The following is a 22,074-nucleotide window of genomic DNA, read 5'->3' on the forward strand; positions in this document are numbered from 1 at the left end:
TATTTGAGCAAGTCCTAAACTGATACCGGAATATTCGGACTCAATGCGCGCGAGCGCGACGGCTCATGCGTCCGGATCGACGCGCAGCACGAGCTTGCCGCGATGGTCGCCGTCGAACAGGCGGTTCAGCACGTCGGGGGCGTTTTCGAGCCCGTCGGCGACGGTTTCCTCGGCCTTGAGCCGGCCGTCGCGCAGCCACCCTGCGAGCGTCTGCACCGCTTCGCGGCTCTTGCGGTAGTCGAGGATCAGGAAGCCGCGCATCGTGATCCGCTTCGAGATCAGCACGCCGACGTCGTCCGCCGCGCGGCCGCTGTTGTAGTTCGAGATCACGCCGCACAGCGCGACGCGCCCGCCGATCACCATCCGCGACAGCACCGCGCGCATCACCTCGCCGCCGACGTTCTCGAAGTTCACGTGCACGCCGTCCGGCGTCGCCGCCTTCAACTGCTCACGAAAATCGTCGGCCTTGTAGTCGACGGCCGCGTCGAAGCCGAGCGTCTCGGTCAGGTAGCGGCACTTGTCCGCGCCGCCCGCGATACCCACCACGCGCGCACCGTGGATCTTGCCGATCTGGCCGGCGATCGAGCCGACCGACCCGGCCGCGGCCGACACGACGAGCGTCTCGCCGGGCTGCACCGGCGCGATGTCGGTCAGCCCGTAGTACGCGGTCAGGCCGCTCATCCCGCACGCGCCGAGCAGCGTCGGCAGCGGCAGGCCCGACTGCGCGGGCAGCTTCACGAGTTGCGCGGCCTGGTCGGCCGGCACCCGCGCATAGTCCTGCCAGCCGACCAGCCCCTGCACGAGATCGCCTTGCGCGAACCCCGCGTGGCGCGACGCGACCACGCGCCCGATGCCGAGCGCACGCATCACCTCGCCGATCGCGACGGGCGGCAGGTATTGCGGCACGTCGCTCATCCACACGCGGTTGGTCGGATCCATCGACAGATACAGCACACGCACGAGCACTTCGCCGTCAGCGAGCGCCGGCACCGGCGTTTCGACGAACGAAAAGTGTTCGCGGCCGACCCGCCCTTCCGGGCGTGTCTTCAGCAGCAGCTGGCGGTTCACGGGTGTCGACACGATGTTCTCCTCCGGTTGTGTTTATCGATGCGCGTCAGACCGCGCACATGCCGCCGTCGATCACGAGTTCGGCGGCCGTCACGAAGCGGCTTTCGTCGGATGCCAGATAGACGGCCGCATGCGCGACGTCGTCCGGTTCGCCGAGCCGGCGCAGCGGAATGCCGCGCGCGAGCTTGCGCGTCGCATCGCGTTCGCCGAGCGACTGGAACAGCGGCTCGACGATTCCCGTGCGAATGAACGCCGGGTGAATCGAGTTGCAGCGCACGTCGATCTCGCGGCGCGCGCAGTCGATCGCGACCGACTTCGTCAGCGACGCGACCGCGGCCTTCGACGCGTTGTACGCGGTGAAATCCGGCTCGACCTTGAACGCGGCCACCGACGAGATGTTGATGATCGATGCGGGATGGCTCTCGGCCAGATACGACAGCGCATGCTTGCAGCCGAGCACGATGCTCTCGACGTTGACCGCCATCACGCGCCGCCATTCGTCCAGTTCGATCTGCGCGGGTGAGCCGATCGAGCCGACACCCGCGTTGTTGACGAGCACCGAAAGCCCGCCCATCGCATCGACCGCCTGCGCGAGCAGCGCTTGCCAGCGCGCTTCGTCGCGGACGTCCTGCGTCGCGGCAAACGCGACTGGCGTCGCGTGGCCCGCGTTGAGTTCGTCGGCGAATGCATCGAGCACCGCCGCGTCGGCGATGTCGGTCAGGAACACGCGCGCGCCCTGCTCGACCATCCGGCGCGCGATCGCGCGGCCGAGGCCGCCGGCGGCGCCCGTGATGTACGCGCACTTGCCTGCGAGGCGCGGGGAAACGACTGTCATGGGACCTGCTCCTGTCGTGAATCGTCGCGGCGGACCGGTGCCGCGACGGCGGTTGCCGTGCGCCGGCCGACGGCCGCGCGGTATGCGCGAGTATAGCGAGCCGGCCGCACCGCGCCGGACGAATCCGGCGGCCGGCCGCTGCCGGCCCCGCTCGAACGAACGCCAGCGTACGCGATTGCCGCCAATCGATGAAATGAATCTTCGTAATGCCCGGTCATAGACATGGCTCATGACCTTCGGCTCCGCGGGCGGCGGGCCGGGCGGGCGCGGCACGGCCGATCACCGCGGATATCGGCTCGATAACGACCGGGAACCGGCTTTTGACGATGACGGAGAACGAATGGGATGGGACTCGGAGGAAGGTCGCCGCCGTGGCGACGACCGCATCCGGCACCGGCGCACCGATGCGCGGCAATGAACAGCCGTCAGAACCCGTCGCCGGACGTGCGCACGAACGCGCAGAACTGCGGGGAATGCGTGTCGATCATCTGCTGGAACGGTGCGCGATGCCCGTACGCGATGCCGGACACGAGGAGCAGGCAGACGGCCGCGATGCGCGGCGAGAACGCGCGCTTGTGCGCCCGCCGGTAGGCGCGCAGGAACACCAGCGCGACCAGCGCGCCGAGCAGCCAGCCGACGACGACTTCCGGGACCGTGTGCGAATGGTCGAACACGCGCGCGACGCCCGTCAGCGCGCCGACGACGAGACCGGCCGCCACGCCCGGCTCCTTGCCCGGACGGAATGCCTGCCACAGCATCGACAGCGCGACGGTCCACACGGACGTCGACAGCATCGTATGGCCGCTGATCACGCGGAAATCGAGCTGCGGGATCTCGACACCGCAGCCCGCATAGAGAATCTTGGTCGCCCCGACCAGGCTCATGCCGGCCGCGAGCAGCGCGAGCCAGCGCACCGCGAGCCGCCAGTTGGACAGCGCGAGCCAGACGGCGCAGGTCAGCGCGACCGGCAAGGTCAGCGCGGCATCGCCGATGTTGCTGATTTCACTCCACATGACGGACGTCGAACGGCTGGCAAAAGGCGCAGTTTAACGCAGGCGCGCCACGCGCCTGTTTCAGCCTGTGACAAGCTGTATCAGCCCGCGACACCCGTGATCAGCAGCAGGTTCGTGCCGGTGATGACGGCAAACAGTACCCAGGCGGCGGCCTGCATCCTGCGGCCGATCGCATGCTCGCCCATCGTGTTGCGATCGCTGACCGACCGGATCAGCGGCCACATCGCGAACGGCAGTTGCAGGCTCAGCAGCACCTGGCTCCAGACGAGCAGTTGCCCGACCGAGTTTTCGCCGAGCCACAGCACGCCGATCAGCGCGGGCACCAGTGCGAGCCCGCGCGTGATCAGCCGGCGCTGGTAGCACGGGATTTTCGTATGCAGGAAGCCGTCCATGATCACCTGGCCGGCGATCGTGCCGGTCAGCGTCGAGCTTTGCCCCGACGCGAGCAGCGCGATGCCGAACAGCAGCGCGGCCGCGCCGCCCGCGATCGGCGTGATCAGCCGGTACGCCTGTTCGATGTCGGTCACGTCGTGCTGGCCGGTCGCATGGAACGCCGCGCCCGCGACGACCAGGATCGCCGCATTGACGAGCATCGCGACGAACAGCGACACGCAGGTGTCGATGCGCACCAGCGCGAGCGTGTCGCGGATCAGGCCGCGCGCGCCGCCGACGACATGGCGCGTCTGTACGACCGACGAATGCAGATACAGGTTGTGCGGCATGATCGTCGCACCGACGATGCCGAGCGCGAGCACGATCGCGTCCTTGCGGTCATGGCCCGGATTGCCCGGCACGAGCCCCTTCGCGACCGCATGCCAGTCGGGCGGCGTGATCGCGACCTGCGCGACGAAGCAGAACGCCATCGTCGCGATCAACCCGAGCACGATCGCCTCGATCTGCCGGACGCCCTTGCCTTGCAACCCGAGCACGATCACCGTATCGAGCGCGGTCAGCACGATCCCCCACGCGAGCGGCACGCCGAGCAGCAGCTTGAACGCGAGCGCGCAGCCGAGCACTTCGGCGATGTCGCACGCGATGATCGACACCTCGGCTGTCACCCACTGCACGATGCGGCCGAAGGTGCCATAGCGGTCGTAGCTGGCCTGCGCGAGATCCCTGCCCGCGACGAGGCCGAGCCGCGCGGCGAGCATCTGCAGGAAGATCGCGGCGACGCTCGAGAACGCGACGACCCACAGCAGCGAATAGCCGAATTGCGAGCCGGCCTGGATGTCGGTGGCCCAGTTGCCGGGATCCATATAGCCGATCGCGACCAGCAGGCCCGGGCCGAAGAAGCGCTTGAGCTTCATCCAGCGCGACGCGCCGGCGTCGATCGTGATGCTGCCCTTTACTTCCGACGGGCAGAAGGGGGCTGTGGCGGTAGTGGGGAGCAAGGGCATGGAAACCGGGGATCGTGATCGCGACACGGTGATTTTACGTTCATCCGCCCCGCTTTCTCACGCGCGTCGCCGCACACCCCGGCTCGCCCGCTCGCCGTCGGCTGTCGCGAGCCGCGGCGCGGGCTGCGGATCGGCCTGCGGGTCCGGCGTCCCGGCACCGTTCGTCAGGATCCGCTCGCGCTCGGCGACGCGAAATTCGGTCGGCGACACCAGGAGGCGCTGGCGAAACAGCTTGGCCAGACGCTCGCCGCTGCCGAAGCCCGTGCGCCGCGCGACCTTGTCGGCCGGCAGCGTCGTGTGGACCAGCATGTGGCATGCGCGTTCGAGCCGCACGTGCTGCACGAACTCGGTCGGCGTCACGCCGATTTCCTTCTTGAAGCGCCGCAGGAAATTGCGCTCGCTCATCGCGACCGTCTGCGCGACTTCCGCAACCGAAATGCGGTTCGCGCTCTGCGCGCGCAGCTGCTGCACCGACATCCGGATCGACGGGCTCGCGCTCAGTTCGCGAAACGCCCACATCGACTGCGCATAGCGCTGCTCGACCGGCTGCATCAGGTTGCTGGCGATCTCCTGTGCGGCGCTGTCGCCGAGATCGGCGCGAAACATGTCGAGCACGGTCGCGAACACGTCGGCCTCGCCGGCCTGCAGTTCGATCGTGGCCGTCGCATCGCGGGCGCGATCGGTTCGCGCGCGATCGGCTTCCGTCTGCCGCTGCGACGCGGCGAGCGTCGACAGGCCCATCGCATCGACGATCCAGCGCGCATGGCGGCGGATGTCGCTCAGGCGGCGCCGCAACGCATCGTTCCAGTTGATCGACGCGCGCTCACCATGAAGATGAAAGAACGCGAGCGCACGATGGCCATGCTCGTCGCCGAGCGGATCGGCCGCGATCTGCACACCGGACGACGACTGCAGCAATCCCCCGTTTTCGGATACGTACTTCAGCTGGTAATCCGCATTGAACGCGTTCAGGCGATTCGCCAGGTTGAAAGCCTCGCCAAGACGCGCGGCCTCGGCCAAGGAAAACCCCGTACTCAAATAGATTACGACCCACCTCTGATCTGCTGCTTCCACTGGCCAAGCCCCCGGACTGTTTCGACTTCTTTTTTTAATACCGTCGAACTGTCAGGCTTATATTTGGTTTGAACACGTGCGACAGCGACGGCTATCTCGAAATATGAAGCGACGGCATCTTAGCCGAACTAGCCGAACGGGTCGTCTCTTTGTCACGAAATGGCCGACCGTGACAGTATGATGGCGGATTTCTACAGGCTGTCGCCGAGCGATGATCTGGCCGCGCGGAAATGCGCATGCCGATGGGGGGACTCGCATCGTGACGCCTGCCTCGCATCGCGCACCCGCGTTCCGTTGTTCGCGCATCCATTAGAATCGCTCCACCGCCCACCACGCCGCCTTCGTCCGTGCCCGCCGATCATCGTCTCGACCTGAACCTGTTCCGCGTGCTCGATGCGGTCTACGTGCACGGCGGCATCGGCGCGGCCGCCCGTGCGCTGCACCTGACGCAGCCGGCCGTCACGCATGCGCTCAACCGGCTGCGCGCGCATTTCGACGACCCGCTGTTCGTGCGCCAGGGCAACCGCGTCGTGCCGACCGAGCGCACGCGCGCGATCATCGCGGACGTGCAGCTTCACCTCGCCGGCCTGCAGCGCGCCGCGCGCGACCCGGCGGCATTCGACCCGGCGACGCTCGACCTGAGCATCGCGGTCGGCATTCGCGACGTGCTCGAATCGATCGCGCTGCCGCAGATCGTCGCCGCGTTCGCCGGCGAAGCACCGGGCCTGCGATTCGTGAGCCGCCGCGTCGCGGTGCACGACATCGAACGCGAACTCGCGTCGGGCAACCTCGATCTGGCCGTCGATCGACGCGTGCAGTCCGGCCCGCGCATCGTGACCGAGCACCTGCTCGACGATTCGCTCGTCGTCGCGATGCGGCACGATCATCCGTTGACCGGTGGTCCGCTGCGGCGCGGCGACTATTTCGCCGCGCGGCATGTCGCGGTGTCGTCGCTCGGCGAACCGCAATCGCTCGACGTGCTGCTCGGCAACGACGGACGCTTCCGTCACATCCAGCTCGTCTGCCAGCATTACTTCGCCGCCTGCCAGATCGCCGCGGCGGGCGACCTGCTGCTGACGCTGCCGCGCACGTATGCGCTGCGCATGGCGGCGATGCTGCCGATCGCCGTGCAGCCGCTGCCGCTGCGGCTCAAGCCGTTTCCGCTGCTCGCGTACTGGCACGAGTCGCGCGAGACCGACCGCGCGCACCAGTGGGTGCGCAAACGCGTCGCCACGCTCGTGCGCCGGAGTGCCGGCGTCGCCGGCTGATCCCGGCGAGCCCCGTCGACGCGCGTAGCGGCCGCGTTTTTCCTCGAGACGGTATGCTGACGGCTCGCACGCCGCGCATCGTCGCGGCCGCCTCTTACCCGCTTACCGGAGACTTGCCATGCCGCTCATCCACGCTGCCGCCACCCTCGCCGCCGACGCGCCCGACTACGTCGTCCAGCTGCAGGCCGGCACGCACACGCTGACCGGCGACGAAGCGCCGCGCGAAGGCGGACGGGGCCTCGGGCCGGCACCGTTCGAGTTCGTGCTGGCCGGCCTCGCGCAATGCACGGCCGCGACGCTGCGCATGTACATGCAGCGCAAGACGTGGCCGGCCGCGCGCATCGACGTGCGCACCGAACTGCATGCCGATCGTGACGGGCAGCAATACGTGCGCCGCGTCGTGACGCTCGACGGCCCGCTCGACGATGCGCAGCGCCAGCGGCTCGCGGAAATCTGCGAGAAGACGCCGGTGACGCTGTTCATCAAGCGCGGCACGCGCATCGAAACGACGCTGAACTGACGGGCGGCGTACCGCGCCGCACGCGATCGACGCGTCACAAGCAAAACGGGCGGGCCGCGCGCGATGCGCGGCCCGCCCGTTTGCGGATCTCGTCCGGCGCTCAGAGTCCGAGCGCGGACAGGTCCAGCTTGCCGTCCTTCACCGGCGGGCACCAGAAATACGCGCCCGTCAGCGGTCGCGTGAAGCGGAACAGGCCGTCGACGATGCCGTCGTCCGCGCCGCTCATCCGGCGCATCTGCACGTCGAACGCGCGGAACGAACAGCCGAACGCGACGAAGTAGAGCCCCGCGCGGCGCGCATCGGACCACGGCGACGAACGGCGCAGCATGAATGCCTCCGGCTCGAAGCTCTCCTGCGCGGTGCGCTTCACGTGCGCGAACTCGGGCGCGTCGTCGAGCTCCTCGTTGTCCGAGCGGCGGCGGCCGATGATGTGATCCATGTCGCCCGACGCAATGCGCTCCATCTGGTCGAAGTCGTGCAGCCATTGCTGAACCGCGACGAAGCTCGAACCGTCGAGCCCCGCGCCCTGCCCCGTGACGACCGCCGCGGCCAGCGCATCGTCGCCGGTCGGGTTCTCGGTGCCGTCCTCGTACCCCGACAGGTCGCGATCGTTCGAATAGCGGAACCCGTCGACCGCGTCCTGCAGCACGAACGCCGGCGCGAGCGCCCGCTCGATCGCCCGCGCGCGCAGCACGAGTGCGCCGCGATCGTCGCCGCGCAGCCAGACCCAGACGTCGGCCGGCGTGATCGGCAGCGTACGGTCGTTCACCGCGAACGCCGGGTACGCGGTGAGCCCCGGAATCGGGCGGCCGAGATGCGCGGCCAGCGCGTGCCCGAAGCCTGCGACCGTGTCGCGCCCGTCGACGAGCTCGCGCAATGCCGCGAGCGCCGCGGCCACATTGACGTTGTTCGAAATCGTGAAAGTGAGGTATCGGGCCGCCGTGTCGATCGGAGCCAGGATGCCTTGCTGAACGTCGCTCATCGTTTCCTCAGGAGTGTATCGGGGTGAATCCGCGGGGCCGCAGCGGCCGGCGCGCAACGGCAGAGTGTAATCGATGCCGCCCGCCGCCCCGTGCGGCACCGCACCGCGGAACACGCACGAAAGAGGGGCAAAACCCCGAATACTAACCGCATCGCCGCTGCAACGCCGCATTCGTCAGACGTTGCAGCGCGTCCGGCTCTGCTGATAAAATTCCTTCACGTCTTTTTCGGCGTCCTTTCAACCATTCACTTCAGGGAGGTGCAGATGTTCCGAATGCCAGCAACCTTCCCGAACGTGGTCCCACGACGCGGCTGATCCAGCCCGTCGTCCGCGCCGGCTTGCGAGTGCTTCTCTAGCCCGCCAGCCCGCGCATTTTCCCGACAGCCCGTTTCGTTTCGCCCGCGTCGTGCGCGCGGTCCGGCTGTCGCGTTTTCGACGTTCTCCGAACCGGAAAGTCCCGTCGCGCGATGCGCCGGGCAACGATACATGACCAGAAAAACCACCCATCTGGGCGGCCAGGCATTCCAGGCCGTCTTCGGCTTCACGTTCCGCTACTGGCGCAAGCAGCCGGTGCGCATCGCGACGATCACGACGCTGGCGCTGCTCGGCGCGCTTGCCGACGTGCTCACGCCGCTGTTCGCCGGGCGCCTCGTCGATGCGCTGTCGAGCGGCCTGACCGACCGTGCCGCCGCGTGGCATGCGGCCGTCACCGCGTTCGGCACGCTGGCCGCGCTCGGTATCGGCGCGACGCTGCTGCGGCAGGGCGTCTACCTGAACATCATCACGCTCACGCTGAAGATGATGAGCGAGATCGCCGCGGCGTCGTTCCATCGCGTGCAGCGTTTCTCGACCGACTGGCACGCGAACAGCTTCGCGGGGTCGACCGTGCGCAAGATCACGCGCGGGATCTGGGCGCTCGACCTGCTGAACGACACGGTGCTGATCGCGCTGCTGCCGTCGGTCACGATGCTCGTCGGCGCGACCGTGCTGCTCGGCACGCACTGGCCGGTGATGGGGCTCGTCGTCGGTGCGGGTTCGCTGCTGTACATCTCGGTAACGGTCGCGGTGTCGCTCGGCATCGTCGCGCCGGCCGCGCGGCTCGGCAACCTGTGGGACACGCGCATGGGCGGCGCGCTCGCCGACGCCGTGAGCTGCAACGCGGTCGTCAAGGCGTTCGGCGCGGAAACGCGCGAGGAAGCGCGGCTCGATCGCGTGATCGGCAAGTGGCGCCAGCGCACGCGCCGCACGTGGGTGCGCGGCACGTTCAACGGCGGGCTGCAGGGCGCGATGCTCGTCGCGATGCAGGCGGCGATGATCGGCGTCGCGCTGCGGCTGTGGGCGAACGACGAAGCGAGCGTCGGCGACATCGCGTTCTCGCTGACGATGTTCTTCATGCTGCAGGGCTACCTGCGCGACGTCGGCATGCACATCCGCAACCTGCAGCGCTCGGTCAACGACATGGAAGAACTCGTCGCGCTCGAGCGCCAGCCGCTCGGCATCGACGATCGGCCCGGCGCGCCCGCGATCCGGATCGGGCAAGGCGAGATCCGCTTCGAGCACGTGACGTTCCGCTACGGCAACCATCCGGTGCCGCTGTACGACGACTTCTCGATGCGCATCGCGCCCGGCGAACGCGTGGGCCTCGTCGGCCATTCCGGGTCGGGCAAGACGACCTTCATCAAGCTGATCCAGCGCCTGTACGACGTGTCGGGCGGCCGCATCACGATCGACGGCCAGGACATCGCGCAGGTGCGGCAGGATTCGCTGCGCAGCCAGATCGCGATCGTCCAGCAGGAACCCGTGCTGTTCCACCGCACGCTCGCGGAGAACATCGCGTATGCGCGCCCCGACGCGAGCCGTGCGGAGATCGAGCGCGCCGCGCGTCTTGCCAGCGCGCACGACTTCATCGTCGCGCTGCCGGACGGCTATGACACGCTCGTCGGCGAGCGCGGGATCAAGCTGTCGGGCGGCGAACGCCAGCGCGTCGCGATCGCGCGTGCGTTCCTCGCGGATGCGCCGATCCTGATCCTCGACGAAGCGACGTCGAGCCTCGACAGCGAAAGCGAGGTGCTGATCCAGCAGGCGATGGAGCGGCTGATGGTCGGGCGCACGACGCTCGTCGTCGCGCACCGGCTGTCGACGGTGCGCGCGCTCGACCGTCTGCTCGTGCTCGAGCGCGGCAAGGTGATCGAGGAAGGCAGCCACGACGCGCTGATCCGCATCGACGGCGGGACGTATCGCCGGCTGTTCGAGCGGCAGGCGCTGGAACTCGCGAAGGGCCTGATCGATCCGCCGCGGCGCACGGCGGACGGTCATGCCGGGCCGCTTGGGGAGCCGGCGCAAGCCTGATGGCAACCCGATCGCCACCGGACGCGCGGCACACCGCCGCCGCGCCCGGTTGCGCCACGCGGGACGGCGATGCGATCGTCGGGAATTCGCGAGGCCGTTGCGCGCGTCGTCGATTCCATTCGACCGCGCCACGCGAGCCGCCGTGCGCTGCCCGGCAAACCCGTTGCGAACGAGGCGAGCCGCGATCACTTATCATGTCGGCCAGGCAATTTGCGACGAAAGGCAGATCATGTTTACAGGCATTGTTCAGGGTGTTGGCGTCATCAAGGCCATCAAGGATCACGGCGAACTGAGAACGTTCAGCATCGAATTCCCCGAGCGGTTCACCACCGACATCGAGATCGGCGCGAGCGTCTCGGTCGACGGCGTCTGCCTGACCGTGACGACCATCCACTCGCCCGAGCTGATCGACTTCGACGTGATGTTGCCGAGCCTGCGCATCACCACGCTCGCCGACCTCACGACCGGTGCCCGGATCAACGTCGAGCGGGCCGCGAAGGACGGCGCTGAAATCGGCGGGCATCCGCTGTCCGGACATGTCGACTTCATGGGAACGATCGCGAACATCGCGTCGTCCGAACACAACCGGATGATCCGCATCGGCGTGCCGGCCGATTTCAGGCGCTACGTGTTCGCGAAAGGCTATATCGCGATCAACGGCTGCAGCCTCACCGTGTCGGACGTCAATCGCGACGAAGGCTGGTTCGACGTCTGGCTGATTCCCGAAACGCGACGCGCGACCACCTTCGATGCGAAGGGCGTCGACGACCGGGTCAATATCGAGATCGAGCGCAGCACGCAGGTCGTCGTGGATACGATCCGCGAGTCGGTCAAGGAAACCCTCGGGGAATTGACCGGCGTCGTCACGACGTTGCTCGCGGAGAAGGGCATCGATATCGAGGAACTGCTCGCGCGGAACGTCGCGAAGCTGCCGAAGGCGTAACGGCAAAGGACGCCGCCATTCCCGGTGACGCCCGATTCACCGGGCGCCGGTTTCCGTCGCGATGCGGCCGGTCGGCCGCCCCGCACGCGGCCTTACTCCACCTCCACCTGCGCCCCCTTCCCCACCGCCACCCGCTGCGCGCGATAAATCCCCGCGTGTCCGGAAAACAGATAGGCGACCACGCAGGCGACGATCGCATACACGCCGACATCCGCGCCGAACAGTTCGATCGCCATGATCGTCGACGCGATCGGCGTGTTGGCCGCGCCCGCGAACACCGCGACGAAACCGAGCCCCGCCAGCACGGGCACCGGCAGCGCCAGCACCTGTCCGAGCGCGTTGCCCAGCGTCGCGCCGATGTAGAACAGCGGCGTCACTTCGCCGCCCTTGAACCCCGACGCGAGCGTGACGACGGTGAACGCGAACTTGCCCGCGAAATCGTAAGCCGGCAGCGGCCCGTGAAACGCGGCTTCGATCGTCGGAATGCCGAGCCCGAGGTACTGCGGCACGTTCAGCACGGTGGCGGCCACCGCGACCAGCAGGCCGCCGAGCACCGGCTGCAGCGGCGCATGGCGGATCACGCGGCGAAACCACGCGGTCAGCGCATGCGTCGCGAACGCGAACAGCCGGCCGACGACGCCGAACGCGACACCCGCGACGACCGTCGCGGCCAGCCCCGTCGCCGACACGGCCGGCACGAACGGAATCGCATAAGCGGTGTGATGCACGCCCCACGCGCGGCACACGACATCCGCGACGATCGCCGACGCGACGCAGGTCAGCAGCGCGTCGTACCGTACGCGGCCGATCGCGAGCACCTCGAGCCCGAACACGGCGCCCGCGAGCGGCGTACCGAACACCGACGCGAACCCGGCCGCGATGCCGCCCATCAGCAGCACGCGCCGATGCTCGCGATCGAGCCGGAACAGGTGCGTGACGCGATCGGCGAGCGCGCCGCCCATCTGCACGGCCGTGCCCTCGCGGCCGGCCGACCCGCCGAACAGGTGCGTGACGACGGTCGCGACGAGCACGAGCGGCGCCATCCGCTTCGGCACCAGCGCCTTCGGGTCGTGAATCTCGTCGATCAGCAGGTTGTTGCCGCGCGCGACCGACTGGCCGAACCGGTGGTAGACCCAGCCGGTCGCCAAACCGGCGGCCGGCAGCCCCCACAGCAGCCAGGGATGCGCGACGCGCGTGCCGGTCGCCCAATCGAGCGCGATCAGGAACAACGCGGAAGCCGTGCCGGCCAGCGCGCCGAGCAACGCAGAGAGCGCGAGCCAGCGGCACACGTAGCGCACGGTCGCGAAAAAATCGGCAGAAGTCGAGAAAAACATGATTTCCAGATTCGACGGGACATCAAAACCTGGGCGGCAGAATACCGCATGGACGGCCTGCGACCTCCTGACGACCCAGGAACACGCAGGCATCATCAGCCGGGCAAACCGGCGGTTGAGGGCCGAACCGCGCGCGACGCGCCGGGATCGACCGCAGGGAGGCATGCCATCTCCGCAGGCGGCAATTGTACGCGACGCCGCGCGGCGCGCGCAATGCGGCCCCGCCGGGGCCGCGGCGCGCCGTCAGTCGAGCGGCATGCGCGTCACGCGTGAAATCAGTTGCGGCGCGATCCGGTCGAGCGGCAGGATCGCCGACGCCGCGCCGATCGCCGCGGCCGCCTTCGGCATCCCGTAGACGGCGCTCGTCGCCGCGTCCTGCGCGATCGTGTAGCACCCCTTCGCGCGCATCGCCTTCAGCCCGAGCGCGCCATCGCGCCCCATCCCGGTCAGCAGCACGCCGAGCGCGTCGCCCTCCCAGCCGTCGGCGACGCTGTTGAAGAACACGTCGATCGACGGCCGGTACGGCGTCTCGGCCGGATGCCGCGTATAGCCGAGCACGCCGCGCGGCGAGATGTACAGGTGATCGTTGGTCGCCGCGAGCAGCACCTCGCCCGCCTGCGGCACGCTGCCCTGCCGCGCGACGCGCACGGGCAGCCGCGTATAGCCGTCGAGCCACTCCGCCATGCCGACGGCGAACGCCTGGTCGACGTGCTGGACGATCACGAGCGCAGCCGGGAAATCGGCCGGCAGCGCGCGCAACAGCGCGGTGAGCGCGGTCGGCCCGCCCGCCGACGCGCCGATCGCGATCAGCGTCGGCTGGCCGCGCGCGGGTGCCGGCCCGGGCGGCACGAGCGTCGTGGTCCGGCTTTCGAGCAGCCGGCCGATCTGGTCGATCTTCGCGAGCAGCGGCTGCGGCGCCGCATCCGACGGCAGGCCGAGCGCGAGCGTCGGCGTGTCGACCGCGTCGAGCGCGCCGGCCCCCATCGCCTCGTAGACCGACGACGTGTTCGCGCTGACGCTCGCGGTCACGATCAGGATCGCGCACGGCGCGCGCGCCATGATCTGCCGGGTCGCGGCCACGCCGTCGAGCTTCGGCATCACGAGATCCATCAGCACGAGGTCGGGCGGATGCGCGACGCAGAAATCCACTGCCTCGTCGCCGTCGGTCGCCACCCACAGCACGCGATGATCCGTGCGCAGCGCGATCACGCGGCGCAGCGCCTCGACGGCAAGCGGCAGATCGTTGACGATGCCGATGTTCATCCGCGTGCGTCCCCGATCAGGTCGTGCACCGCGTCGAGCAGCGCCTCGTCGTGGAAACTGCTCTTCGCGAGGTAGTAGTCGGCACCGGCATCGAGCCCGCGCCGGCGATCCTCGTCGCGATCCTTGTACGACACGATCATCACCGGCACGCGCTTGAGCGTCGGATCGCCCTTGATCAGCGTGACGAGTTCGATCCCGTCCATGCGCGGCATGTCGACGTCGGTGACGACCAGGTCGAACGCGTCGCTGCGCACCGCGTTCCAGCCGTCCATTCCGTCGACCGCGATGGTCACGTCGTAGCCGCGCTTTTCCAGCAGCTTGCGTTCGAGCTCGCGCACCGTCAGCGAATCGTCGACGACGAGCACGCGGCGGCGCCGGTCGGCGAGCGCGAGCTGCCGGTCGCGCGCGAGTTTCGCGAGCTGTCCGCCGCGCACGAGCTTGTCGACGGAGCGGATCAGATCCTCGACGTCGACGATCAGCACCGGGTCGCCGTTCTCGAGCAATGCGCCGGCCGCGATGTTCTGGATCTTGTGCAGGCGGCTGTCGAGCGGCTGCACGACGAGCATCCGTTCGCCGAGGAAGCGGTCGACGGCGACACCGTAGAGCTCGGGCTCGCCGCCGACGACCACGACCGCCGTGCTTGCGCGCGCGACGCCGGGCTCGCCGGCATCGAGCAGCTGGTGCGCGGCGACGAGGCCCGCGCGCCGGCCGTCGAACGGAAAATGCGGCTGGCCTTCGAGCACGTCGATGTCGTCGTGCGACAGTTCGAGCGTGCGGCGCACGTGCGCGAGCGGGAACGCGTACGGCTCGCCGCCGACCTCGACCAGCAGGCTGCGGATCACCGACAGCGTGAGCGGCAGCTGCAGCACGAAGCGCATGCCCGCGCCGGGCTCGTTGAAGATGCGCACCGCGCCGCGCACGCCGCGCACCATCTCCTGCACCGCGTCGAGGCCGACGCCGCGCCCCGACACGTCGGTCACCGCATCGCGCATCGAGAAGCCCGGCAGCAGCAGGAATTCGAGCAGTTCGGGATCGGACAGCCGCGCGGCCGTCTCGTCGTCGGTCAGGCGCTGGCGCACGACCGCCGCGCGCAACGCATCCATGTCGACGCCCGGCCCGTCGTCGATCACGCTGACGAGCAGCGAGCCGGCGCTATGCCGCGCTTCGAGCGTCACGCTCGCCTCGGCCGGCTTGCCGCGCGCGAGGCGCGCGTCGGGCGCTTCGACGCCGTGGTCGATCGCGTTGCGCAGCAGGTGGCCGAGCGGCGCGTCGAGCAGGTCGAGGATGTCGCGGTCGACCTGCGTGCCTTCGCCGACGATCGAGAAGCGCACCTGCTTGCCGAGCGAGCGCGCGAGATCGCGGACGATGCGCGGATACGCGCGCGTCGCGTCGCCGAACGGCCGCATCCGGCACTGCAGCGCCTCGTCGTACAGCTGTTCGGCGATATGCGTGCTGCGCCGCTCGAAGCGGTCGAATTCGTCCATGCGCTCGGCGAGCGAACGCTGCAGGTCGTTGAGCATGTGCCGCACTTCGTTCACCGATGCGAGCACGCCCGCGTCGAGATCGTCGGCAAACTGTTCGTACAACAGATCGAGCGAACGGGCCGCGTCGCGCTGCGCGCGCTTCACGCGCAGCATCGATTCCGCGAACGGCTTGAGCCAGCGCGATTCGACGAGCGACTCGCCGGACAGGCTCAGCAGCCGGTTCAGCGTATCGGCCCGCACGCGGCGCATCGCGCCCGCGCCGGCCGCGCGGCCGGCCTGGACCGGATCGGGCATGGCCGCCGGCAGCGCGAGCGGCGGCACCGCGGCGCCGGCCCCCACGGGCTCGTTCGCGGCGCCGTCGTGCTCGCGAGACGGCACGACGGACGGCACCGCGGCCGCCGGCGGCGGCGCGAAAGCCGGTGCCGGCATCGCGTGCGCGCCGTCGGCGCCCGTCAGCGCCAGCGCGAACGCCTCGATCTCCGCCGGCGACACGGGCTGCGCCTGCGGGTCGGCGACGCGCACCAGCAGGTCGACGCCGGCCAGCAGCACGTCGACATGCGTGGCCGTCAGCGCGATCGTGCCGGCCTGCGCCGCGACGAAGCATTCTTCCATGCGCCCCGCGATGTCGACGCCGAGCGGCACGCCGACGATGCGCGCGGCGCCCTTCAGCGAATGTGCGGCGCGCATGCACGCCTCGAGCGCGACGGAGTCGGGCTCGCCCGATTCGAGCGCGAGCAGGCGCTCGGACAGCGCCTGGGTCTGCGTGCGCGTCTCCTCGCGATACAGCTCGAGCAGCGACAGTTGGCTCAGATCGTCATCGCCGCTCATCGCATGCTCCGTGTCACGGCGTCGAACAGCCGATCGTCGTCGAGCAAGCCGATCGACTTGCCGCGCCACGACAGCACGCCGCGCGACAGGCCGGCGCTCGCGCGCCCGACCGTCGCCGGCACGGGCACCCATTCGGATGCGCCGAAGCGCAGCACGCCCTCGACTTCGTCGACCGGGAACACCACCGGCTCGCCCTGGTGCGCGGCGACCAGCAGCCGCGTGAAACGGCCGTCCGCGCCACCCTCGCGGCCCTTGCCCGCGTCGAGGCCGAGCAGCGCGCCGATCGAGATCGCGATGCGCAGCGTGCCGCGAATGTTGACCACGCCGCGCACGGCCGAATGGCGGCGATGCGGCAGCGAATGGATCGGACGCGTGCCGGCGATCTCGCGCAGCACGCCGATCGGCAGCGCGAGCCATTCGTCGGCGACGCGAAACGCCAGTGCCGCCTGATGCGTATCGTCGTCGCCGTGCGCGCGGGTCGCGTCGAACGCGCTGATCCGCTGCGTCGCGTCGGCCAGCTCGGCGGCGCCGAGCGGGCGTTCGAGCAGTTTCGCCGCGTGATACGCGTAGACCGGGCAGTTCAGGCAGCGCAAGCAATCGGCCAGCCGCTCGCACGAGCGGTCGCCGTGCGTGCCGATCCGGTTCCAGCAATCGTCGACGCCGATCGTCGTGTCGTCAGTGGCAACGGCGTCGCGGTTCATTCGTTCCTCGGTCATCCCGATGTCGGCTCCCAACCCGTATTCTCGTTATCCGGCCGAGCGCCGCGCACGCTCGAGCAGCCATTGCGCGCCGGCGCCGTCGCCGCCCACGTCCAGCAAGGTCGCGAGATGCGTCAGCGCTTCGTGGTGCGTCGGCCGCAGATACAGCGCCTTCCGGTAGAAATCGCCCGCTTCCGCGACGCGCCCGCGCGCATCCGCGATCAGCCCGTTCAGGTAGAACGCGTCGGCGTGCGGCCCGGCGTGCGCGGAGAACTGCGCGAGCACGCGCTCGGCCTCGTCGAATGCGCCCGCGTTGGCCAGCGCCTGCGCTTCCTCGAGCGTCGGCGCGGCACCGTCGGCGGCCGCCGTCGCCGGCGCGGGCGCGGGCGTGCCGGCCACGTTCGCCGCATCGGCCAGCGGGTCGACGCGCACGTCGGCCCGCGGCCCGAATGCCGTCGGGCGCCCGGCCGGTTCAAAGGCAGCGCGCGACGGCGCGGCATCGCGCCACGTCGGCGGGACGACGGCCAGCAGCGGACGCGTCGCAGCCGGCGGCGCCACGGCGAAACGCTCGGCGCGCCGGTACGGCGCAACCGCGGGCAGCGGTGCCGCATGGCGGGCCGCGTACCCGTCCGCCGCGGCGCCATCGCGCCCGCGATGAAACGCGAACGCCAGCGGCACGCGGGCCGAACGCATCCCGTGCCGCATCGCGACGCCCGTTTCGGCCGGCCCGACGAACAACATGCCGTCGTCGGCGAGCGCGCTTTCGAGCGAACCGATCACACGGTCCTGCGCGTCGCGGTCGAAATAGATCAGCACGTTGCGGCAGAACACGAAATCGTAGCGGATGCCCGTATCGGGGCCCGGTTCGACCAGGTTCGCCTGGCGAAACTGCACGCACGCGCGCACGCGCTCGTCGAGCAGCCAGCCGTCGGCGACCGGCGTGAAGTAGCGGCCGCGGAACTCGGTCGCCGTGCCGCGAAACGCATTGCGCCCGTAGCAGCCGAGCCGCGCCTGTTCGATCGCGCGCGCGCTCAGGTCGAGCGCGTCGATCGTGAAGCTGGCCGGCTCGAGCCCGGCGTCGAGCAGCGCCATCGCCGCCGAATACGGCTCCTCGCCAGTCGAGCACGGCGCGCTCAGCACGCGGATCACGCGCCCGGGCGTCGCGGCGAGCCGCTCGGCCGCGTGCCGCGCGAGCGTCACGAACGCCTCGCGATCGCGGAAGAACCACGTCTCCGGCACGATGAACAGCTCGATCAGCGCGCGCCGTTCGTCAGCCGACGCGTTGAGGTGCTGCCAATAGGCGTCGAGCGCTTCCGGCGTGACGGGCGGCCGCGCCGCCGACGGCAGCCGCTCGCCGTCGCCCTGCAGCGCCTGCACGCGCTCCGTCAGCGCGCGGCTCAGAAAATCGTTGCCGAGCGAATCGGGGTCGATGCCGGTCTCGCGCAGCAGCCAGCCGCGAAATCGCGAATCGGACTCTTTCATGCGGACTCCCCTCCGTGGCCCGGCAGGCCGTCGAACAGATACAGGCGCGCAACGTCGTCGATCAGGTCGGACACCGAGACCTGCTGCACGATCCCGTCGGGCGTGTTCGCGACGCGCCCGAGCCAGCGCGTGCGCGCGGTCGATACGCCGCTGGCGCGGAACGCAGTGCGATCGATCCGCAGCGTCTGCGTCGCGCGCTCGATGATCAGGCCGATCACGCGCTCGCGGTCGAGCTGCCCGGCGCGGTAGCGGACCATCACCAGCCGCGTCGAACGCAACGCATGCGCGCGCCGTCCGAGCGCGAGCATCGGCACGTCGATCACGGGCACCGGCTGGCCGCCGCGCATCAGCAGCCCGGCGATCCATTCGGGCGCGCCGGGCACGGCCTTGGCGGTCGCGAGCGGCAACACCTCGTCGATGTCGGCCGCGTCGAGCGCGTAGCGCTCGCCGTCGAGCTCGAACATCAGGAACAGCGCGTGCGCGGCGCCGTGCGACTCGGCGCGCGTCACGCGTCGACCTTGAAGCGCGACACGCTGGTGCGCAACTGGTTCGCGACGAGCGTCAGATCGTCGATCGCCTGCGACGACTGGCGCAGCGATTCGGCCGTCTGCTGCGCGGCTTCCGACAGCTGCGACAGCGCCTGCGTGATCTGCTCGGCACCGTTCGCCTGCGTCTGCATTCCTTCGTTGACCATCTGGAAGCGCGGCGCGAGCGTCTGCACCTCGGCGATGATCTGCGACAGCTGCCCGCCGACCTGCTGCACGTCGAGCATGCCGCGGCGCACTTCCTCGGAGAACTTGTCCATCCCCATCACGCCCGCCGACACGGCCGACTGGATCTCCTTCACCGTCTGCTCGATGTCGTAGGTCGCCACCGCCGTCTGGTCGGCCAAGCGGCGGATCTCGGTCGCGACGACCGCGAAACCACGGCCGTACTCGCCGGCCTTCTCGGCCTCGATCGCCGCGTTCAGCGACAGCAGGTTGGTCTGGTCGGCCACCTTGGTGATGGTCGCGACGACCTGGTTGATGTTCAGCGCCTTCTCGTTGAGGATCGCGAGCTTCGCGTTCACCGAACCGGCCGCGTCCATCACGCTGCGCATGGTCTCGCCCATCCGCGTGAGGCCGCTCTGGCTCACGCCCGCGAGCGTCGCCGACTGCTCGGCCACGCCGTTCACCTCGTTCATCGTGCGCAGCAGGTCGCGCGACGTCGCGAAAATTTCGCGCGACGTCGCGCCGATTTCGGTCGTCGTCGCCGCGGTTTCATTGGCGGTCGCCTGCTGCTCGCGCGACGTCGCCGCGATTTCGGCGACCGACGTCGTCACCTGCAGCGACGACTGCTGCGCGCGCGCGACCAGCTCGGTCAGCTCGTCGGCCATCCGGTTGAAGCCCGTCTCGAGCGTGCCGAATTCATCGCGACGGCGCAGGTCGAGGCGCCGCGTCAGGTTGCCGGTACGCATCACGTCGTGCACCTCGACGAGCCGCGCCATCGGCACGGTGACGGAACGGTACAGCCCGTAGCCCAGCCCCAGCGCGGACAGCAGCACGATCGCCAGCGCGGTCGCGAGCACGACCTCGGTGTCCTGCACCGATTCGCGGATCAGCTTCGCGGACTGGTCGGCGAACTTGCGGTTCTCCTGCACCAGGATGTTCGCGTTGCGCACGACCTCGGCCCATGAAGGCTGCACCTTCGCATAGGCGGCGACGGCCTCTTCGCGCGACACGCGGCTCTTCTGCACCGCGTCGTTCAGCAGCGGCAGGTAGCGGTCGAAGGCGCCTCGAAACGTCGCGAAGCGCTGGCGGTCGTCATCGCGGAACGTCGTGTTCTGGTAGTCGACCGACAACGACTCGACCTCCTTGAGCGCCTCGCCGATCTTCGCGAAATCGCGCTGCACGAGTTCGGGATCGGTGTCGACGAACGTCGCCTGCTGCAGCGCCGTGAACGATTCGTTGACCGCGCCGCGCAGCGACGCCGCGAGATAGACGCCGGGCAGCGAATCGCGTTCGATGCTGACGGCTTCGCTGTTGATCGCGCGCAGGCGCTCGTAGGACACGCCGGCCATCACCAGCATCAGCACGAACAGCACGCCAAAGCTGATCAGGATACGGTTGCCGAGCGTCAGCCGGGCGGCGCCGCTCGTCGTGTGCAGGCTTTCATTGGTCGCGCGGGGCGTCACGGTGGCCATGTTCGTTATGGGCTTTCTAAAATCAGCGTTGAAAAAAACCGCGCCCGCCCGCGCGCCGGACGGCGCGCCACGAGCGCATCGGGGTCTGCGGGCAACGCGGCACCGGCGGGCCGCGCCACGAAATCATCGCTCCGCTTGTGCCGGCAGCCGAAGCGCGACCATGAAGCCGCGCGCCGTATTGCGCATCAGGATCTGGCCGCGATGCCGCGCGGCCGTCGCGCGGACGAACGCAAGGCCGAGACCGAAGCCGCCGCGCGCCGCGCCATGCGCGGATTCGAGCCGCACGAACGACTCGGTCGCGGCCGTGCGCTGCTCGGGCGCGATGCCGGAGCCGGCGTCCTCGACGCCGATCAGCCAGGCACCGTCGTCGTCGCTCAGCGTGCAATGCACGTCCGTACCGGCCGGGCCGTACTTCAGCGCATTGTCGATCAGGTTCGCGACCGCGCGCGTGAGCATCATGCGGTCGCCCATCGTCACGCACTCGGTGTCGGGCACGTGGGCAACGACCCGGCTGCCGAATCCGGCCGCCTTCTCCCACAGCTGGTCGACCGCGTCGAGCACGATCTCGTTGAGGCTCAGGACCTCGTGCGCGCGGCGTTCCGACTGCGCGCGGGTCAGGTGGATGAAGCCGTCGGCGAGCGCGAGCGCGCGCCGGGCGTGGCCGGCAATGCGCTCCATGATCGCCGGCATGTCGCCGTGCTCGGTCCGGTAGACCTCGAGCAGCGCGAGAATCGACGTCTGCGGCGAGCGCATGTCGTGCGACAGGAAATCCAGCGCTTCGTCGCGCTGCCGCGACATCAGGTACGAATTCGAGTGATAGCGGATGCGCGCGGTCAGCTCCATCGCGTCCGGGAGCTTCACGAGATAGTCGTTCGCGCCGGCGATGAACGCCTCGCGCTTGACGATCGGCTCTTCCTTCGCCGACAGCACGATGATCGGCACGCGTGCGGTGTCGGCGTTCGCGCGCCACGCGCGAACGAGGTCGAGGCCGTCGATGTCCGGCATCACGAGATCCTGCAGGATCACCGTCGGCTTCACGTCGCGCGCGACCGCCATCGCCCGGTGTGCGTCGGTGCACACATGCAGGTCGATATCGTGCTCGCTGCGCAGCGCGCGACGGATCACCTCGCCGACGAACGGCTGGTCGTCGACGAGCAGAACCGATAGCCCCGATTCGAGACAATCCGGCGCATTTTCACCGCTGGATTCTTTCATAAATACCGTTTCAAACGCCAAATCTCCAATTGATTCTTTCATAGGAGTTGTTTATCCGACTTGGACGCCATCTTAAAACATGGCGGCAGAGAAATCCGCCTGTGTTGCCGAACTGGCCTGTCGGCATTGCCTCGCGGGG

The 22,074-nt window shown here is 69.2% G+C and carries 18 protein-coding genes, 1 pseudogene and 1 riboswitch; of the genes and pseudogenes, 5 read left to right on the forward strand and 14 right to left on the reverse strand.

The features are described 5' to 3' along the window. Positions 1-63: 63 nt before the first annotated feature. Together NQV17_RS06550 and NQV17_RS06555 are read right to left on the reverse strand one after the other, a co-directional pair. A complete protein-coding gene (locus NQV17_RS06550) occupies positions 64-1,080 on the reverse strand; it encodes an NADP-dependent oxidoreductase (protein WP_257770634.1) in 1,017 nt (338 codons plus the stop codon). Positions 1,081-1,114: 34 nt separating this feature from the next. Continuing rightward, a complete protein-coding gene (locus tag NQV17_RS06555; RefSeq protein WP_257770636.1) occupies positions 1,115-1,903 on the reverse strand; it encodes an SDR family oxidoreductase in 789 nt (262 codons plus the stop codon). 229 nt (positions 1,904-2,132) lie between these two features. Here NQV17_RS06555 and NQV17_RS06560 point away from each other — a divergent pair, with 229 nt between their 5' ends. Continuing rightward, positions 2,133-2,321, forward strand: a complete 189-nt coding sequence (locus NQV17_RS06560; RefSeq protein WP_257770638.1) for a hypothetical protein — start codon at positions 2,133-2,135, stop codon at positions 2,319-2,321. A gap of 7 nt (positions 2,322-2,328) precedes the next feature. Here the strand turns inward: NQV17_RS06560 and NQV17_RS06565 are convergent, their stop codons facing one another. The 3 genes and pseudogenes from NQV17_RS06565 to NQV17_RS06575 all read right to left on the reverse strand — a co-directional run bounded on the left by NQV17_RS06565 (position 2,329) and on the right by NQV17_RS06575 (position 5,333). Beyond that, positions 2,329-2,916 carry a phosphatase PAP2 family protein gene (locus NQV17_RS06565; RefSeq protein WP_257770641.1) on the reverse strand — a complete coding sequence of 196 codons (588 nt, stop codon included), beginning with the start codon at positions 2,914-2,916 and terminating at the stop codon, positions 2,329-2,331. Between the two features lie 80 nt (positions 2,917-2,996). Continuing rightward, positions 2,997-4,313 (reverse strand): Nramp family divalent metal transporter, encoded by a 1,317-nt coding sequence (locus NQV17_RS06570; protein WP_257770643.1) that lies wholly within the window; start codon positions 4,311-4,313, stop codon positions 2,997-2,999. Then, a pseudogene (locus NQV17_RS06575) lies at positions 4,262-5,333 on the reverse strand (helix-turn-helix domain-containing protein). The gene NQV17_RS06570 and the pseudogene NQV17_RS06575 overlap by 52 nt, the downstream one beginning before the upstream one ends. Positions 5,334-5,734: 401 nt before the next feature. On the opposite strand from NQV17_RS06575, the gene NQV17_RS06580 reads away from it, so the two are divergent. Both NQV17_RS06580 and NQV17_RS06585 read left to right on the forward strand, forming a co-directional pair. Next, positions 5,735-6,655, forward strand: a complete 921-nt coding sequence (locus NQV17_RS06580; protein ID WP_257770645.1) for a LysR family transcriptional regulator — start codon at positions 5,735-5,737, stop codon at positions 6,653-6,655. A 118-nt stretch (positions 6,656-6,773) separates the two neighbouring features. Then, the gene (locus NQV17_RS06585; protein WP_257770646.1) at positions 6,774-7,175 is read left to right on the forward strand and encodes an OsmC family protein; all 402 of its coding nucleotides are present in this window, start codon (positions 6,774-6,776) and stop codon (positions 7,173-7,175) included. Positions 7,176-7,275: 100 nt separating this feature from the next. On the opposite strand, the gene NQV17_RS06590 is transcribed toward NQV17_RS06585, so the two are convergent. Then, positions 7,276-8,157, reverse strand: a complete 882-nt coding sequence (locus tag NQV17_RS06590; protein ID WP_257770647.1) for a Dyp-type peroxidase — start codon at positions 8,155-8,157, stop codon at positions 7,276-7,278. Positions 8,158-8,643: 486 nt separating this feature from the next. Between NQV17_RS06590 and NQV17_RS06595 the strand changes: the two genes are divergently transcribed. Together NQV17_RS06595 and NQV17_RS06600 are read left to right on the forward strand one after the other, a co-directional pair. Further along, complete coding sequence (locus NQV17_RS06595; RefSeq protein ID WP_257770649.1) at positions 8,644-10,506, forward strand: ABC transporter ATP-binding protein; 1,863 nt, start codon at positions 8,644-8,646, stop codon at positions 10,504-10,506. A gap of 229 nt (positions 10,507-10,735) precedes the next feature. Beyond that, on the forward strand, positions 10,736-11,449 hold the full coding sequence (locus tag NQV17_RS06600) for a riboflavin synthase subunit alpha (protein WP_257770651.1): 714 nt from the start codon (positions 10,736-10,738) through the stop codon (positions 11,447-11,449). A gap of 92 nt (positions 11,450-11,541) precedes the next feature. Here NQV17_RS06600 and NQV17_RS06605 read toward each other — a convergent pair whose 3' ends face one another. The 8 genes from NQV17_RS06605 to NQV17_RS06640 form a co-directional block, all read right to left on the reverse strand. After that, positions 11,542-12,783 carry a voltage-gated chloride channel family protein gene (locus tag NQV17_RS06605; protein ID WP_257770653.1) on the reverse strand — a complete coding sequence of 414 codons (1,242 nt, stop codon included), beginning with the start codon at positions 12,781-12,783 and terminating at the stop codon, positions 11,542-11,544. A 79-nt stretch (positions 12,784-12,862) separates the two neighbouring features. Next, positions 12,863-12,966: riboswitch (Fluoride riboswitch) on the reverse strand. A gap of 60 nt (positions 12,967-13,026) precedes the next feature. Then, positions 13,027-14,046, reverse strand: a complete 1,020-nt coding sequence (locus tag NQV17_RS06610; RefSeq protein WP_044846626.1) for a chemotaxis response regulator protein-glutamate methylesterase — start codon at positions 14,044-14,046, stop codon at positions 13,027-13,029. Further along, on the reverse strand, positions 14,043-16,358 hold the full coding sequence (locus NQV17_RS06615; protein ID WP_257770656.1) for a hybrid sensor histidine kinase/response regulator: 2,316 nt from the start codon (positions 16,356-16,358) through the stop codon (positions 14,043-14,045). The genes NQV17_RS06610 and NQV17_RS06615 overlap by 4 nt, the downstream gene beginning before the upstream one ends. After that, the gene (locus NQV17_RS06620; RefSeq protein WP_044849304.1) at positions 16,355-17,059 is read right to left on the reverse strand and encodes a chemotaxis protein CheW; all 705 of its coding nucleotides are present in this window, start codon (positions 17,057-17,059) and stop codon (positions 16,355-16,357) included. Before NQV17_RS06620 ends, NQV17_RS06615 begins: the two co-directional genes overlap by 4 nt. 45 nt (positions 17,060-17,104) lie before the next feature. Continuing rightward, positions 17,105-18,538, reverse strand: coding sequence for a protein-glutamate O-methyltransferase CheR (locus NQV17_RS06625; protein WP_257770658.1), 1,434 nt, complete (start codon positions 18,536-18,538; stop codon positions 17,105-17,107). Beyond that, positions 18,535-19,047 carry a chemotaxis protein CheW gene (locus NQV17_RS06630; protein WP_257770660.1) on the reverse strand — a complete coding sequence of 171 codons (513 nt, stop codon included), beginning with the start codon at positions 19,045-19,047 and terminating at the stop codon, positions 18,535-18,537. The genes NQV17_RS06625 and NQV17_RS06630 overlap by 4 nt, the downstream gene beginning before the upstream one ends. Continuing rightward, positions 19,044-20,720, reverse strand: coding sequence for a methyl-accepting chemotaxis protein (locus NQV17_RS06635; protein ID WP_257770662.1), 1,677 nt, complete (start codon positions 20,718-20,720; stop codon positions 19,044-19,046). The genes NQV17_RS06630 and NQV17_RS06635 overlap by 4 nt, the downstream gene beginning before the upstream one ends. 123 nt (positions 20,721-20,843) lie before the next feature. Beyond that, on the reverse strand, positions 20,844-21,977 hold the full coding sequence (locus tag NQV17_RS06640) for a hybrid sensor histidine kinase/response regulator (RefSeq protein WP_308235452.1): 1,134 nt from the start codon (positions 21,975-21,977) through the stop codon (positions 20,844-20,846). Between the last annotated feature and the right edge of the window lie 97 nt (positions 21,978-22,074).

It is taken from the genome of Burkholderia sp. SCN-KJ, from assembly GCF_024656005.1.
Taxonomy (GTDB): domain Bacteria; phylum Pseudomonadota; class Gammaproteobacteria; order Burkholderiales; family Burkholderiaceae; genus Burkholderia.